The 14,849-nt window shown below is 66.2% G+C and carries 15 protein-coding genes; 12 read left to right on the top strand and 3 right to left on the bottom strand.

Going from position 1 to position 14,849, the window contains the following annotated elements; all coding sequences use genetic code 11:
* The first annotated feature begins 3 nt into the window (after nt 1-3).
* A complete protein-coding gene (locus DR_RS08765; protein ID WP_010888351.1) occupies nt 4-558 on the top strand; it encodes a GNAT family N-acetyltransferase in 555 nt (184 codons plus the stop codon).
* Between the two features lie 246 nt (nt 559-804).
* On the opposite strand, the gene DR_RS08760 is transcribed toward DR_RS08765, so the two are convergent.
* Nucleotides 805-1,182, bottom strand: a complete 378-nt coding sequence (locus tag DR_RS08760; protein WP_010888350.1) for an ACT domain-containing protein — start codon at nt 1,180-1,182, stop codon at nt 805-807.
* Nucleotides 1,183-1,509: 327 nt separating this feature from the next.
* Entirely contained in the window at nt 1,510-2,076 is a 567-nt protein-coding gene (locus DR_RS08755) for a hypothetical protein (RefSeq protein ID WP_162150129.1), read from the bottom strand.
* 161 nt (nt 2,077-2,237) lie between these two features.
* Between DR_RS08755 and aat the strand changes: the two genes are divergently transcribed.
* The 4 genes from aat (at nt 2,238) to DR_RS08735 (ending at nt 6,045) form a co-directional block, all read left to right on the top strand.
* Nucleotides 2,238-2,858 (top strand): leucyl/phenylalanyl-tRNA--protein transferase, encoded by a 621-nt coding sequence (aat, locus tag DR_RS08750; protein WP_034351294.1) that lies wholly within the window; start codon nt 2,238-2,240, stop codon nt 2,856-2,858.
* 106 nt (nt 2,859-2,964) lie between these two features.
* Nucleotides 2,965-4,551, top strand: coding sequence for an ABC transporter substrate-binding protein (locus DR_RS08745; RefSeq protein WP_010888347.1), 1,587 nt, complete (start codon nt 2,965-2,967; stop codon nt 4,549-4,551).
* Complete coding sequence (locus DR_RS08740) at nt 4,548-5,714, top strand: M20 family metallopeptidase (RefSeq protein ID WP_010888346.1); 1,167 nt, start codon at nt 4,548-4,550, stop codon at nt 5,712-5,714. Before DR_RS08745 ends, DR_RS08740 begins: the two co-directional genes overlap by 4 nt.
* A 46-nt stretch (nt 5,715-5,760) precedes the next feature.
* Entirely contained in the window at nt 5,761-6,045 is a 285-nt protein-coding gene (locus DR_RS08735; RefSeq protein WP_027480397.1) for a DUF5661 family protein, read from the top strand.
* A 75-nt stretch (nt 6,046-6,120) separates the two neighbouring features.
* Here DR_RS08735 and DR_RS08730 read toward each other — a convergent pair whose 3' ends face one another.
* On the bottom strand, nt 6,121-7,431 hold the full coding sequence (locus DR_RS08730) for an Nramp family divalent metal transporter (RefSeq protein ID WP_010888344.1): 1,311 nt from the start codon (nt 7,429-7,431) through the stop codon (nt 6,121-6,123).
* 198 nt (nt 7,432-7,629) lie between these two features.
* On the opposite strand from DR_RS08730, the gene DR_RS08725 reads away from it, so the two are divergent.
* From DR_RS08725 to DR_RS08695, 7 genes are all read left to right on the top strand, one after another.
* Complete coding sequence (locus DR_RS08725) at nt 7,630-8,139, top strand: hypothetical protein (protein ID WP_211246942.1); 510 nt, start codon at nt 7,630-7,632, stop codon at nt 8,137-8,139.
* 148 nt (nt 8,140-8,287) lie between these two features.
* Nucleotides 8,288-11,053 (top strand): DNA polymerase I, encoded by a 2,766-nt coding sequence (gene polA / locus DR_RS08720; protein ID WP_034351289.1) that lies wholly within the window; start codon nt 8,288-8,290, stop codon nt 11,051-11,053.
* A gap of 57 nt (nt 11,054-11,110) precedes the next feature.
* Nucleotides 11,111-11,482 carry a hypothetical protein gene (locus DR_RS08715; RefSeq protein ID WP_010888341.1) on the top strand — a complete coding sequence of 124 codons (372 nt, stop codon included), beginning with the start codon at nt 11,111-11,113 and terminating at the stop codon, nt 11,480-11,482.
* A 107-nt stretch (nt 11,483-11,589) separates the two neighbouring features.
* Complete coding sequence (locus DR_RS08710) at nt 11,590-12,189, top strand: HAD family hydrolase (protein ID WP_010888340.1); 600 nt, start codon at nt 11,590-11,592, stop codon at nt 12,187-12,189.
* Between the two features lie 94 nt (nt 12,190-12,283).
* Nucleotides 12,284-13,453 carry a bifunctional glutamate N-acetyltransferase/amino-acid acetyltransferase ArgJ gene (gene argJ / locus DR_RS08705; protein ID WP_010888339.1) on the top strand — a complete coding sequence of 390 codons (1,170 nt, stop codon included), beginning with the start codon at nt 12,284-12,286 and terminating at the stop codon, nt 13,451-13,453.
* Nucleotides 13,454-13,491: 38 nt separating this feature from the next.
* Entirely contained in the window at nt 13,492-13,740 is a 249-nt protein-coding gene (locus tag DR_RS08700; protein WP_027479911.1) for a hypothetical protein, read from the top strand.
* Between the two features lie 25 nt (nt 13,741-13,765).
* Complete coding sequence (locus DR_RS08695) at nt 13,766-14,773, top strand: 3'(2'),5'-bisphosphate nucleotidase CysQ (RefSeq protein WP_010888338.1); 1,008 nt, start codon at nt 13,766-13,768, stop codon at nt 14,771-14,773.
* Nucleotides 14,774-14,849: the final 76 nt, after the last annotated feature.

The raw sequence follows: 14,849 nt of genomic DNA, 5'->3' as shown, positions 1-14,849 counted from the left end.
CCGATGGCCTCTGAATCTCCAGCGGTGGGCCTCACCCTGCGCCCGCTGCGTCCTGGGGACGAGGAAACCGCCGTGCGCTGGGGCGCCGAGCGTGAGTTCTGCCTCGCCAGCGGCTGGACACCCGGCCTCGCCCCCCGCGTGCTGCGGCGGCATTGGCAGGCCATCATCGCGGACCGTTCCCCCGATTTCCTGCGCCTGGGCATCGAGCAGAGGGGTGAGGGGCAGGGCGGCGAGCTGGTCGGTTACGTGGACCTCGGCGACATCACGGCGGGGAGCGCCGAATTCGGCATCGCCATCGGGGAGCCGCACCGCTGGGGGCAAGGCACGGGCACCCGCGCTGGGCAACTGCTTCTCGCTCACGCTTTCGGGCCACTGGGCCTGTCCGTCCTGCGCGCCAAGGTCCACGCGCCCAACGTCCGCTCGCACGCGCTGATGCAGCGGCTGGGGTTTATTCCGGTGGGGGAGAGTGGGACTGACCTGTACCGGGGGGCTCAGGTTCCCTTGGTGCGGTATGAGGCGCGGCGGGAGGACTGGCTGCGTCTCTCAAAGTCTATGTAGCCGCTCTCAGCAGGATGGGATGTAAGGGTGTCAACGTCAGCGAACTGGTGGCCGACGAGCTGCGCAGAGCATTTGACGGAAAGATATTGCGAATTTTTGACCCTCTACCCTGGTGGGAGAGGGCCTTGCGAAGCAAGGGGTGAGGGGGTCTTTTTGTGTCAAATGCCCTGGGCTAAAGCGTGAGCTTCCTCCACCATCAAAAAGCCCTTCCGGTGATTGCTGGAAGGGTCTTTTTCATGGGCTCTGTCAGTCGACGTGATGCCCGGCGTCTCGCAGGGCCGCCACCGCTTTATCCAACTGCTCCTGCGCCACCAGCACGTAATCGGTGTCATAGGTGGACAGGGCAAAAATCCCGACGCCCGCGTCTCGCAGAGGATTGAGCACACTGGCGAGAATGCCCGTCAGCCCGAAGTCGAAGGGGCCATGCAGTTTCAACAATGCCCACCCTTTTGCGGCCTGTACCCCCGCCGGCACCTGCCCCGCCGCGCAGACAACCGAGAGCTCGTCCGGGGTGCGAGTCACGCTCCACAACTCCCCGGCAAAGGCCCACGCGGGCGGCGCAGTGTGTGGGTCAAGGCGGCACACGGCGTACTCGCCGGGAATGGTGGACAGGCTCAGGCTCATGCCCGCGAGTCTAAAACCGCCGGGCTGCCCAGCGGGGAGAACGAAGCACAGAGGATTAAAAACTGCTCTGGCTGTGGCTTTCTCGCCCCCTCACGAAGAATCGTGAAACGCAGAACGCCAGGCCGTCGGGCGCCAACGGCGCACGGGCCTCGCGTCCGTAGAAATCACGAGCATCCAGACCCGCCCGCCCAACGGGGAAACGCCGCCCGACACGCGACATCACCGCCATTTGCCCAGTGCCAACGTCAGCCCCCTGTCTCCTTTGGGGTAAGGGGCGGGGGGTTGGGGCCAAACGCTCAAGCTAAAGCTTCAGAACCAGCGCTCCTCTCAGCGCACCGTCACCCGCACCGGCTTGGCAGGAATCTTTACCCGCAGCCCGTCGGCAAAGCCCGTCAGCCAGCCTTCCACCATGTAGTCCCCGGCAGGCAAGTCGAGGTCGCGGGTATAGCTCACCTGTCCACGGGCAGCCACCGCATCGCTGCGGAGGTCCTGAGCGCACAGGCGCGGGCTGGCGCCAGCAATCGGGTACACCACGTCGCGGCTGCCGACCCGCAGCACCCGCACGGTGGGGGCGGTGACGCAGTTCTGCTCGTTGTCGCGCGGCACGTCGAGTTTAAAGGCGGCGGCGCGGCTACTCTTGACCGTCAGCGTGAGCGGCAGCTTGCCCTTCACGGTGCGCGGGGCGCTGAGGGTGGCGCTCACGTCGTCGAGTCGGGCGGGCTGCACGGCGGCGGGCACCTCGACCGATTCGGTGGCGGGCGCGGGGGTGGCCGGTTCAGGCGTTATCGGCGTTTCCACCAGGGCAGGCGCCGTGGTGGGGGCAGCCGGGGTCGCCGGGGACTGCGCGGCGGCGAGGCCGAGCAGGGGCAGCAGCAAAAGGGCACGCAGGTTCATGCTCGCAGGGTAGCGGGCCGGGATGACCGCAGGCTGATATGCGCGGCGCTGGGTTGAAGAGTTCGGCTGCCGCGGCACGTCTGTTCTGCTGGTCACTCGGCCCTGTTTGAACGCCTCTGCCGCAACTTTTTTGCAAGGGCGGCGCGGCTATGCTGGCGCACATGCCCGCCGCCCGCACCTTTTTGCAGCACCCCGACCCCCTGACCCGCGAGATTGCGGAGGGCTACGCGGGGGGGTCGTTTCTGATGGACAACGGCGACGGCCTGCGGTGGTACGGCGTGCCGGGTCGGGCGCTGGTGCCGCTCACCGAGGACGCCGGGCTGCATGTGGCCCGCCGAATGCGGCGCGAGCTGAAGCACTTTCGGCCCAGCGTGGACCTGGCCTTCGACGAGGTGATCGCCGGTTGCCGGGGCCACCTGCCGGGCAGCCCCGAGCGTGACGGCGAGTGGATTTCCGACGAGCTGGTCGAGATTTACCAGCACCTGCATACCACCGGCCTGGCGCACTCCTTCGAGGTCTGGCAGGGCGACGAACTCGCCGGGGGTGTGCTGGGGCTGGCGCTCGGGGGCGCCTTCATCGCCGAGAGCAAGTTTCACCGCCTCACCAACGGGAGCAAGGCGGCGCTCATTCACCTCGCTGAGCACCTTGACCGCCAGGGCTTCGCGCTGCTCGACGCGCAGATTCAGAACCCGCACCTCGCCACCCTCGGCGTATATGAAGTCACCGACAAGGAGTACCGGCGCCTGCTGCGGCGGGCGCTTGCGCTGGACGTGGAGTTGTGACTTCTCTGTAGCCCCGCCCACGTTGTCTGCTCAGAGGGCGCCTTGACCAGGCCAAACACTCTAGGCTCAGGGCCTCACTTCAATGTCCTGAACTTCGGAGGTTTTCATGCGTCCACGCTGGTTTCTGAGCGCCCTCACCCTTGCCCTGCTCGCCGCACCTGCCGGCGCCGTTTCGCTGGTCTACGGCGCGGGCGGCGATCCCGTCTCGCTCGATTCGGGCACCATCGTGGACGGCAACTCGTCGGTGGTCCAGATGCAGGTCTACGACACGCTCGTCAAGTTCAAAAAGGGAACGAGCGAACTCGCGCCCGGCCTGGCGACGAGCTGGTCGGCCAACAAGGACTCGACCCAGTGGACCTTTACCCTGCGCAAGGGAGTCAAATTCAGCGACGGCACGCCCTTCAACGCCGACGCCGTGGTCTACAACATCAACCGCTGGTGGGACCCCGAGGCGTCCGGTGGCGCCAAAGCGCAGGGCAAGTCCTTTATCTCGTGGCAGTTCACTTTCGGCGGCTTCAAGGGGGAGAAAAACACCCTGCTCAAGAGCGTGAAAGCCGTGGGCCAGGACAAGGTCGTGCTGACCCTCACCCGTCCCTTCGCGCCGCTGCCCGCCGCCTTCGCCACCACCTTCTTCGGCATCGCCTCGCCCGCTGCCGTCAAGCAGGAGGGGGCCAAGTACGGCACGCCCACCTCGCTGCCCGTCGGAACCGGCCCCTTCGTCATGCAGTCGTGGAAAACCGGCGACCGCATCGTGCTCAAGCCCAACCCCAACTACTGGGGCAACAAGGCGAAGTACGACCAGCTCGTCATCCGCTTTATCAAAGACCCCAGCCAGCGCCTCAACGAGCTCAAGGCCGGCACCATCGATTTCACGTCCGACCTTAACCCCGAGCAGCTCAAGAGTGTTCAGGGCGACAAAAACCTGAAGGCGGTCATCATTCCGTCGTTCAACGTGGGCCTCCTGAGCCTCAATCACTCCAACAAGTACCTCAAGAACGACAAAGTGCGGCAGGCCATCGGCATGGCGATCAACAAGAAAGCCATCGTGGACGCCTTCTGGAACGGCCTCGGCGAGAGCAGCTCCAGCATCCTGCCGTCCTCCTTGAAGTGGGCGGATAACCCCAGCGTGCCCGCCGACTACAAGTTCGACCCGGCGGCAGCCAAGAAACTGCTCGCCGACGCGGGCTACCCCAACGGCTTTTCGCTCGACCTGTGGTACATGCCGGTCAGCCGCCCGTATTTCCCCACGCCCAAACCGATTGCCGAGGCGCTCGCGGCGGACCTCGGGGCCATCGGCATCAAGGTCAACCTCAAGACCGAGGACTGGGCCAAGTACCTCGAAGACCGCCTCAAGACTCCCGGTTTCGACATGCACATGATCGGCTGGACCGGGCCGTACGCCAGCCCCTACACCTTCTACAACACCCACTACGGGCTGGAAGCCGAGGCCGACATCAAGTACAAGAGCCCGCGCCTCGACGCGCTGATGCTCAAGGCGGCGGCGAGCTCCTCGCGGGCCGAGCAGGCCAAGGTGTACGCCGAGCTGCACAAAATCACCTACGGGCTCAACCTGCGCTTTCCCATCGTCCACAGCCGTCCGCTGGCGGCGACCCGCAGCTACGTCAAAGGCTGGGAGCCGGGCCCGTCGGTCCTCACGCCCTTTGAGGACATCACCCTGGACGGCAAGAAGTGAGCGCCGTTCTGGGCGACGGCCTGCGCGAACAGGTGGTGGCCTGGCGCCGTCACCTGCACCAGCACCCCGAACTCGGCTTTCAGGAGCACCAGACCGCCCGCTACGTCGAGGAGCAACTGCGCGACATGCCGGGGCTGCACCTCAGCCGCCCCACCGAAACGAGCGTGCTGGCGGTTCTCAAGGGGGGCAAGCCGGGCCGCACCGTGCTGCTGCGCGCCGACATGGACGCCCTGCCCATCGAGGAAGAAGCCGACGTGGAGTTCAAGTCGCAGACGCCCGGCGTCATGCACGCCTGCGGCCACGACGGGCACACGGCAATGCTGCTCGGCGCGGCCAAACAGCTTTCCGCGCAGGCGGCGGACCTGCACGGCGAGGTGCGGTTCATCTTCCAGCACGCCGAGGAAGTCTTTCCCGGCGGCGCCGAGCAACTCGTGGACGCGGGCGTGATGGACGGGGTGGACCTCGCGGTGGGCACGCACCTCATGACCTCGGTGCCGGTGGGCACGGTGGTGCTGCGCGACGGAGCCTTGATGGCCGCGCCCGACGCCTTCGACATCACCATCCAGGGCAAAGGCGGGCACGGGGCCATGCCGCACCAGACGGTGGACCCGGTGGTCATTGCCGCGCAGGTGGTCATGGCGTTCCAGACGGCGGTGTCGCGGCTGCGTGACCCCATCGACCCCGGCGTGGTCAGCGTGACCCAGATTCACGGCGGCAGCGCCCACAACGTCATCCCCGACACCGTGACGCTCGGCGGCACCGTGCGGACTTTCAGCGACGAGCTGCGCGCGCAGATGCCGGGGCGCCTCGAAACCCTGCTGCGCGGCATTTGTGAGGCGTATGGGGCCACCTACACCTTCACGTACCACGGCGGCTACCGCTCGGTGAACAACGACCCGGCGACCACCGAGCGCCTGCGGAAAGTCGTGCGCGAGGTGCTGCCCGAGGTGACCGTCAGCGACGGCGTGCCGCTGATGGGCGGCGAGGACTTCAGCGCCTACCTGACGCGCGCGCCCGGCACCTTCGTCCTGATCGGCGCGGGCAACGCGGAAAAAGGCATGACGGCGCCTCACCACCACCCCAAGTTCATGATCGACGAGTCGGCGCTGGAACAGGGCGTGCAGATCTACGTGGGCGCGGCGCGGGCATTGACGGCGAGCTGAAACTCCCTGGGGCGGCCGCCTTGACTTGGCCCGCGAGGATATTCACATGAGCGAAAACCGTGACATCTCTCCTGAAGAAGCCCGCCGCATCGGGGATCAGATTGGTGTGGACTGGGACAAGTTCGACCTCGAAGAGTTTCGGCGCGGCCTGGATGTCGAATTCGAGCACGGCTCCCACGACCCGCAGACCGACGTGACCCACGACGACCCCGTGATGACGGGCAAAATTGCGCTGGCGCACCTCAAAGAGTTCCCCGACTACTACACCCGGCTGGAAAAGATGGAAGCCGAGGCCGAGAAATTCTGGGGAACGGAGGAAAAGAGCGAGTAGGAGCGTCCTTTACCTTTAAAAGGCAGCCCGGGCCATCCGTACAGGAAATGGCCCGGGCTGCCTTTTTGCCGTGCTTCAGCCCCCCAGCAGCTCCCACAGCAGGTAGCCGTTGAGCGCGATGATGATGACCGCGATGACCCAGCCAATCACTGTGAAGGAGCGCCGGGTCACGAGTGCGCCCATCACGTCCCGCCGCGCCGTGAACAGCAGCAGCGGCACCAGCGCGAAGGGCACCCCGAAACACAGAATGACCTGCGACAAGATCAGCACCGACGACGGGTCCATGCCCAGCAGAATGACGATGAAAGCGGGCAGCATGGTGATCAGGCGGCGCAGCCACAGCGGGATGTGAAAGCCCATGAAGCCCTGCATGATCACGTCGCCGGCCATGGTGCCCACCGCCGAGCTGCTCAGGCCCGAGGCGAGCAGGGCGACGGCGAACAGCACCGACGCCGCCGGCCCCAGCAGCGGCGTGAGCGTCTGGTAGGCGGTGGTCAGGTCGCCCGCGTTTTCCACGTTCTTGCCGTGAAAGGTGGCGGCAGCGACGGCGAGCATGCTCATGTTGATCAGGCCCGCCAGCCCCATCGCGGCGATCACGTCCACCCGGTTCAGGCGCACGAGGCGGCGCTTTTCCTCAGTGGTGTCCGTCTGTATGCGTCCCTGCGTGAGCGCCGAGTGCAGGTAGATGACGTGTGGCATGACCGTCGCCCCGATGATGCCCACCGCGAGGTAAGCGCTGCCCGGCCCCTGCAAGCGGGGCACGAAGCCCGCGCCCACCGCCGCGAGGTCGGGCCGCGCCAGCACGACCTGCACGAGGTACGCCACCCCGATCATCAGCACGAAGGCGCCCACCGCGAGTTCCAGCGGACGGGTGCCGCGCTTTTGCAGGTTCAGCAACCAGAAGGTGACGACGCCCGTGACCACCGCGCCCCAGAACATCGGCAGGCCGGTGAGCAGTTGAATGGCGAGGGCGGCCCCCAGAAACTCGGCGAGGTCGGTCGCCATCGCCACGAGTTCGGCCTGAATCCAGTAAAACCACACCAGGGGCCGGGGCCAGCGCTCACGGATCAGTTCGGGCAGGTTGCGCCCACTGGCGATGCCCAGGTTGGCGCTGAGGTTCTGAATCACCATCGCCATCAGGTTGGCGGCCAGAATCACCCACAGCAGGCTGTAGCCGTAACGGGCACCGCCCTCGATGTTGGTCGCAAAGTTGCCGGGGTCCATGTAGGCGATAGACGCGATGACCGCCGGCCCGAGAAACGGCAGGATGCGCCGCACTCCGCGTGGTCCCGCCGTCCCGCGCAGCGTCGCCCCGGCCCGCGCGTCGAGATGCTGTTCTGGCGGGTCGGGGCGGTCGTCGGGCAGGCTGGGAGAACGGGAATCCATGGCCTTTATTTTAGGCGCGACTAAAATAGTTGTCCAACGGCGTGGGCTTGAGTTCGTCTTAAAGGCCGACTTTTTTGTGAAAAATGCCTCTTTCCCAAGATCCAGTCAGATTCCGTCACGCTGGGTCATCTGGTTTTCAGGGTGCTGTCACATATTTGCTAGAGGCTCTTTGTAACTGTGTTTCCAGGAGGAACAACCGTGAAAACCCATCTGACCCTGACCGCCCTTGCCCTGACCTCTGTTTCGTTCGCTGCCCAGGCCGCGCCCGCTGCGACCTCGCCCATCAAGCTCAGCGGCGCCACCTACTCCGTGGCCCAGGTGACCGAGAACGGCAAGACCACCGAGCGCCTCGTGGACGCCTCGGGCAAGGGCGCCCTGCCCGGCAGCCTGCTGCAAATGACCCAGAAGGTCCAGAACGTGAGTGCGCGCAGCGTCAACGGCCTGCGCCTGAACATGCGCGTGGACCCCGCCACCATCTACCAGTCCGCCACCTGCGACGCGGCCAAGACCAACACCCTGTTTTCCATCGACAGCGGCAAGACCTTTTCGGCCAACCCCACCAAGACCGTGACCGTGACCGAAAACGGCAAGGCGACGCAGCGCACCGTGCCCGCCAGCCCCAGCGAGTACACCAACGTGCGCTGGGAACTGCCGAGCCTCGCCGCCAGCCAGACGGTGAACTGCAACCTGCGCGTGCGCGTGAAGTAAAGTTCGGACCTTTTGCGGGAGCCTCTGCGGGGGCTCCTTTTTTATGGTTTTTTGTGGTGACGGTGGTCTGTCTTGTGAGTCCATTGACTTCGCCCTTTGCTGCTTGCGAGGCCGTTCCGGCAATTACGTCCAGAGTAGAATCCTCCCTATGGCCGACGCTTCCCCAGATCCCTCCAAGCCAGACACGCTGGTGCTGATTGACGGTCACGCGCTGGCGTTCCGTTCGTATTTCGCCCTGCCGCCGCTCAACAACTCCAAGGGCGAGATGACCCACGCGATTGTCGGCTTCATGAAGCTGCTCCTGCGGCTGGCGCGGCAAAAATCCAATCAGGTCATCGTGGTCTTCGACCCGCCGGTCAAGACCTTCCGGCACGAACAGTACGAGGGCTACAAGTCGGGCCGCGCCCAGACGCCCGAAGACCTGCCCGGCCAGATCAACCGCATCCGCGCGCTGGTGGACGCGCTCGGCTTTCCCCGGCTCGAAGAACCCGGCTACGAGGCCGACGACGTGATCGCCTCGCTGACCCGCATGGCCGAGGGCAAGGGCTACGAAGTCCGCATCGTGACGAGCGACCGCGATGCGTATCAGTTGCTCGACGAGCACGTGAAGGTCATCGCCAACGACTTTTCGCTCATTGGCCCGGCGCAGGTCGAGGAAAAATACGGCGTCACCGTGCGGCAGTGGGTGGACTACCGCGCCCTCACCGGCGACGCCTCCGACAACATCCCCGGCGCCAAGGGCATCGGCCCCAAGACGGCGGCCAAGCTCTTGCAGGAATACGGCACGCTGGAGAAGGTGTACGAGGCGGCGCACGCGGGCACCCTCAAGCCCGACGGCACCCGCAAGAAGCTGCTCGACTCCGAGGAGAACGTGAAGTTCAGCCACGACCTCTCGTGCATGGTGACCGACCTGCCGCTCGACATCGAATTCGGCGTGCGCCGCCTGCCCGACAACCCGCTGGTGACCGAGGACCTGCTCACCGAACTTGAGCTTCACTCGCTGCGCCCGATGATTCTGGGGCTGAACGGGCCAGAACAGGATGGACACGCCCCCGACGACCTGCTCGAACGCGAACACGCGCAGACCCCCGAGGAGGACGAGGCCGCCGCGCTGCCCGCCTTCAGCGCCCCCGAGCTGGCCGAGTGGCAGACCCCCGCCGAGGGCGCCGTCTGGGGCTACGTCCTGTCACGCGAGGACGACCTGACCGCCGCGCTGCTCGCCGCCGCGACCTTTGAGGATGGTGTGGCCCGCCCCGCGCCCGTCTCCGAGCCCGACGAGTGGGCGCAGGCGGAGGCCCCGGAGAACCTGTTCGGCGAGCTGCTGCCGAGCGACAAACCATTGACCAAAAAAGAGCAGAAGGCGCTGGAAAAAGCTCAGAAAGACGCCGAAAAAGCGCGGGCCAAGCTGCGCGAACAGTTCCCGGCGACGGTGGACGAGGCCGAGTTCGTCGGGCAGCGCACGGTGACGGCGGCGGCGGCCAAGGCGCTCGCGGCGCACCTCAGCGTGCGCGGCACCGTGGTGGAGCCGGGCGACGACCCGCTGCTTTACGCCTACCTGCTCGACCCCGCCAACACCAACATGCCGGTGGTGGCCAAGCGGTATCTGGACCGCGAGTGGCCCGCCGACGCCCCGACCCGCGCCGCCATCACCGGGCACCTGCTGCGCGAGCTGCCGCCGCTGCTCGACGACGCCCGGCGCAAGATGTACGACGAGATGGAAAAGCCGCTCTCGGGCGTGCTGGGGCGCATGGAAGTGCGCGGGGTGCAGGTGGACAGTGACTTTTTGCAGACGCTCTCCATTCAGGCCGGGGTGCGCCTTGCCGACCTCGAATCCCAGATTCACGAGTACGCGGGCGAGGAGTTTCACATCCGCAGCCCCAAGCAGCTCGAAACGGTGCTTTACGACAAGCTCGAACTCGCGAGCAGCAAGAAGACCAAGCTGACCGGGCAGCGCTCCACCGCCGTCTCTGCCCTCGAACCGCTGCGCGACGCGCATCCCATTATCCCGCTGGTGCTGGAGTTCCGCGAACTCGACAAGCTGCGCGGCACCTACCTCGACCCCATCCCCAACCTCGTCAACCCGCACACGGGCCGCCTGCACACCACCTTCGCGCAGACGGCGGTGGCGACCGGGCGTCTGAGCAGCCTCAACCCCAACCTGCAAAACATCCCCATCCGCTCGGAACTCGGGCGCGAGATTCGCAAGGGCTTTATTGCCGAGGACGGCTTTACCCTGATTGCCGCCGACTACTCGCAAATCGAGCTGCGGCTCCTCGCCCACATCGCCGACGACCCGCTGATGCAGCAGGCGTTCGTGGAGGGTGCCGACATTCACCGCCGCACCGCCGCGCAGGTGCTCGGGCTCGACGAGGCCACCGTGGACGCCAATCAGCGCCGCGCCGCCAAAACGGTCAACTTCGGCGTGCTGTACGGCATGAGTGCTCACCGCCTCAGCAACGACCTCGGTATTCCCTACGCCGAGGCCGCGACCTTCATCGAGATTTATTTCGCCACCTACCCCGGCATCCGGCGCTACATCAATCACACGCTGGACTTCGGGCGCACGCACGGCTATGTGGAAACGCTCTATGGCCGCCGCCGCTACGTGCCGGGCCTGAGCAGCCGCAACCGCGTGCAGCGCGAGGCCGAGGAGCGGCTCGCCTACAACATGCCGATTCAGGGCACCGCTGCCGACATCATGAAGCTGGCGATGGTGCAGCTCGACCCGCAGCTCGACGCCATCGGTGCCCGGATGCTGCTGCAAGTGCACGACGAACTGCTCATCGAGGCGCCGCTCGACAAGGCCGAGCAGGTCGCCGCGCTGACCAAAAAAGTCATGGAAAACGTGGTGCAGCTCAAGGTGCCGCTGGCGGTGGAAGTGGGGACGGGGCCGAACTGGTTTGACACGAAGTGAGGGGGCGACTTTCCCGGCGTACTGACAGACCAGCAGTCTCTCTGTCAGAATCAGGCCATGAAAAAGACGAGTCTGGTGGCTCTGCTGGCGCTTGGTCTCAGTGGGTGTGGTCTGGTGGGAGGTGTCGAGCCGCTGCATATCAGAAGCGTGGAGTTTCCTGCCAGCGTCGGGGCGACGGAACCTCTGACCGTAACCGTCAACATCGACATATGGAACTGCGGCGAAAAGGGCCAGTCACTGACGCTGGCAGAGAGGACGGCCTCGCGCCTGAGCTTGCAAGGCACCTTCCGCAAAGGCTGGGCAGGCCCCTGCGCGGCGGCGGTCGTCCAGAAAGCCCTGACCTACACCGATTCCGGCACGGTCCCGCGCACGAGTCCCTTTGAAGTCGTGGTCAACGGCAAAAGCTGGGGAACCGTCACGGTCAAATAATCAGCACAGTCGGGACAAAGACACAGAAGATACTCAGGCTTTCGCTTGGGTATCTTTTTTTTCTTGTTCCCTGTGGCCCCGGCTGACCCTGCGGCTTACACTGCCGCATGACCATCAAGGCTCTGTTTTGGGACATCGGCGGCGTGCTGCTCACCAACGGCTGGGACCGCGAGCAGCGGGCAGACGTGGCGCAGCGCTTCGGGCTGGACACGGACGACTTCACCGAGCGTCACCGCTTAGCGGCGCCCGAGCTGGAACTGGGGCGCATGACCCTGGCCGAGTATCTGGAACAGGTGGTCTTTTATCAGCCGCGCGACTTTACGCCCGAGGATTTCCGCGCCGTGATGGAGGAGCAGAGCCAGCCCCGGCCCGAGGTGCTCGCCCTCGCCCGCGACCTGGGGCAGCGCTACCGCATGTACTCGCTGAACAACGAGGGCCGCGACCTCAACGAGTACCGCATTCGCACCTTCGGCCTGGGCGAGTTTCTGCTCGCCTTTTTCACGTCCTCGGCGCTGGGCGTCATGAAGCCCAACCCGGCGATGTACCGCCTGGGCCTGACGCTGGCGCAGGTGCGCCCCGAAGAAGCCGTGATGGTGGACGACCGCCTGCAAAACGTCCAGGCCGCCCGCGCCGTGGGAATGCACGCGGTGCAGTGCGTGGACGCCGCGCAACTGCGCGAAGAACTTGCGGCGCTAGGTGTGCGGTAACGGGCGTCAGGCCGCCCTCATCGCTGCCGGAAGAGCGGAGCTTCCTAGCCCGGACCCCGCCAGCCCTGTCCCCCGAGGCTTTACCCTGGCTGCCATGACCGAGCCTTTGCCTGACGTGACCTTTCCCCAGGGCTTTCGCGCCGCCGCGATGGCCGCTGGCATCAAACCGAGCGGCAAACCCGACCTGAGCTGCGTGGTCAGCGAGCGTGACTGCGCCTGGGCCTTCGCGGGCACGCGCTCCACGACTGCCGCCGCCTGCGTGACCCGCAACCGCGAGCTGTACGCGAGCGGCGCCCCGCTGCGCGCCCTGGTGGTCAATGCGGGCGTGGCGAACGCGGCCACCGGGCAACAAGGAGCACGGGACAACGCGGACATGGCCGACGCCCTGGCGAGCGTGCTGGCGGTGGGTGAGGCCGAGGTCATCACCGCGTCCACCGGCGTCATCGGCCACCTGCTGCCGATGGACAAGGTGCTCAGCGGCGTGGAGCATCTGCCCGAGGAGCTTGAGGGCGCAGCGCTGCCCTTTGCGACCGCCATCATGACCACCGACACCCGGTCCAAGCTGGCGCACGTCACCCTCTCCAACGGAGCGCGCATCGTCGGCACGGCGAAGGGCAGCGGCATGATTCACCCCGACATGGCGACCATGTTCGCCTTCGCCTTCACCGACGCGCAGGTGGATCAAGGGGCGCTGCGTGGGGCTTTCCCCGCCATCGTCGCCCGGACCTTCAACGCGGTGACGGTGGACGGTGACACCTCCACCAACGACATGACGGCGGTGCTCGCCAACGGCGCGGCGGGGGAGACCGACCTGACCGAGTTCCTGACGGCGCTCGAAGGCGTGATGCGTGACCTCGCCCGCCAGATTGCTGCCGACGGCGAGGGGGCCACCCGGCTGCTCACCGTGCGCGTGACGGGCGCGGCGAGCGAAGCCGAGGCCCTGGGCGCCGCCCGCACCTGCTGCGTCAGCCCGCTGCTCAAGAGTGCCGTGCACGGCGCCGACCCCAACTGGGGCCGCGTCATCATGGCGGTGGGCCGCAGCGGGGCGGGGGTGAAGGTGGAAGCCATGAAAGTCAGCGTGCAGGGCGTGCCTGTCTTTGCCGGAGGGCCGCTGAACTACGACGCGGCGGCGGTCAGCCAGAGCATGAAAACCGACGAAGTGATTTTCGATGTGGACCTCGGTGTCGGCAGCGCGCGGGGCGAGGCGTGGGGCTGCGACCTCAGCGCCGAGTACGTGAGCATCAACGCCGATTACACGACCTGAGCGGTAGGGAAAGGCGGCACGTCGGGTAAACTGTCGGCATGTCAACGCTGAAGCCGCTGCACTGGGGCCTGCTCCTTCTGCTGGCTGGGGCTGGTCTGTATGCGTTGTTCGGTCATCCTGCCGAGTCCACGCGGGCAGCCCTCCTGGCAGCGGTTTATGGTGTGGCGGCGTGTGCGTACGCACTGATGGTGTGGCAAAAACAGGAAAATCGGGGAATCAATGCGCTGTGTGGGGCAGTGTTCCTGCTGCTCGCTCTCGAGCAACTGAACGGCGCATGGGGCGGCTGACGCGCACTTCCCCTATCCTCCTCCCATGCTTTACGCCCCCGAACTGCAAACCGCCGTCCGCCTCGCCCGTGAGGCGGGCGCGTTGCTGTTGCGTCACCGCGCCGCCGGGCTGACCGTAGAACACAAAACCAGCGCCGACGACCCCGTGACGGCGGCAGACCGCGAGGCGTCGGCGCTGATTGTGGCGGGCCTGCATGCCGCTTTTCCAGGTGATGGCCTGCTCAGCGAGGAGGAAGTGGACTCGCCTGGACGCCTGCGGCACGAGCGGGTGTGGATTATCGACCCCATCGACGGCACCAAGGAATTCACCACCGGCAGCCCCGACTTTTGCGTGAGCATCGGCCTCGCGGTGCGCGGTGAGGCAGTGATGGGCGTGGTCTATGCCCCGGCCACCGACGAACTGTTCAGCGGCGTGGTGGGGGAGGGGGTGCAGAAAAACAGCGAACCTGTCGAGCCATCTACGCCTACCACTTTCCGCCTGAGCGTGTCCGACACCGAGTACCAGCGCGAACTGCACCGCCACGACATCCCCGGCATGTTCCCGAGCGGTTCCATCGCCCTCAAGCTGGCGCGCATGGCGGCGGGCGAGGCCGACGCGACCTTTTCCATGTCCCCCCGCGCCGAGTGGGACATCTGCGCGGGCGACGCCCTACTGAGGGCGGCGGGCGGCGAACTGCGGCGGCGCGACGGGCGGCCCATCGTCTACAACGCGCCGCGCCCCAGCCTGGAACAGGGCATCATCGGCGGCACCCCGGCGGCGCTGGCGTGGCTCGAAGACCAATTGCGCGCCCACCACCTGCCCACCGCCCACCTCGGCCTGACGCCGCAAGACCCCGCCTGGGCCGTGCTGAGCGACGCTGACCGCACCGAACTGGCCGGCCACCCCGGCGTCTGCGTGCGCTACAGCGGCTCCGACCTGCTCGCCCTGCTTGTCATAGACCCCCAGACCCACACCGTCCAGCGCGCCGAGGGCGACGCCCACCACCTCGACCGCCTGACCAGAGACGTGGTGCGCGCTGGACTGGTCAAGTGATAAGCCCAGCGGAAAGTGAGAGACGAAATCAGCCTCTTTCACCTCACCCCCAAAAATCGACAAACGCAGAATTCAA

It is taken from the genome of Deinococcus radiodurans R1 = ATCC 13939 = DSM 20539 (genome assembly GCF_000008565.1).
GTDB classification, from domain to species: Bacteria; Deinococcota; Deinococci; order Deinococcales; family Deinococcaceae; genus Deinococcus; species Deinococcus radiodurans.
This window is presented reverse-complemented; position numbering and strand designations above follow the sequence as displayed.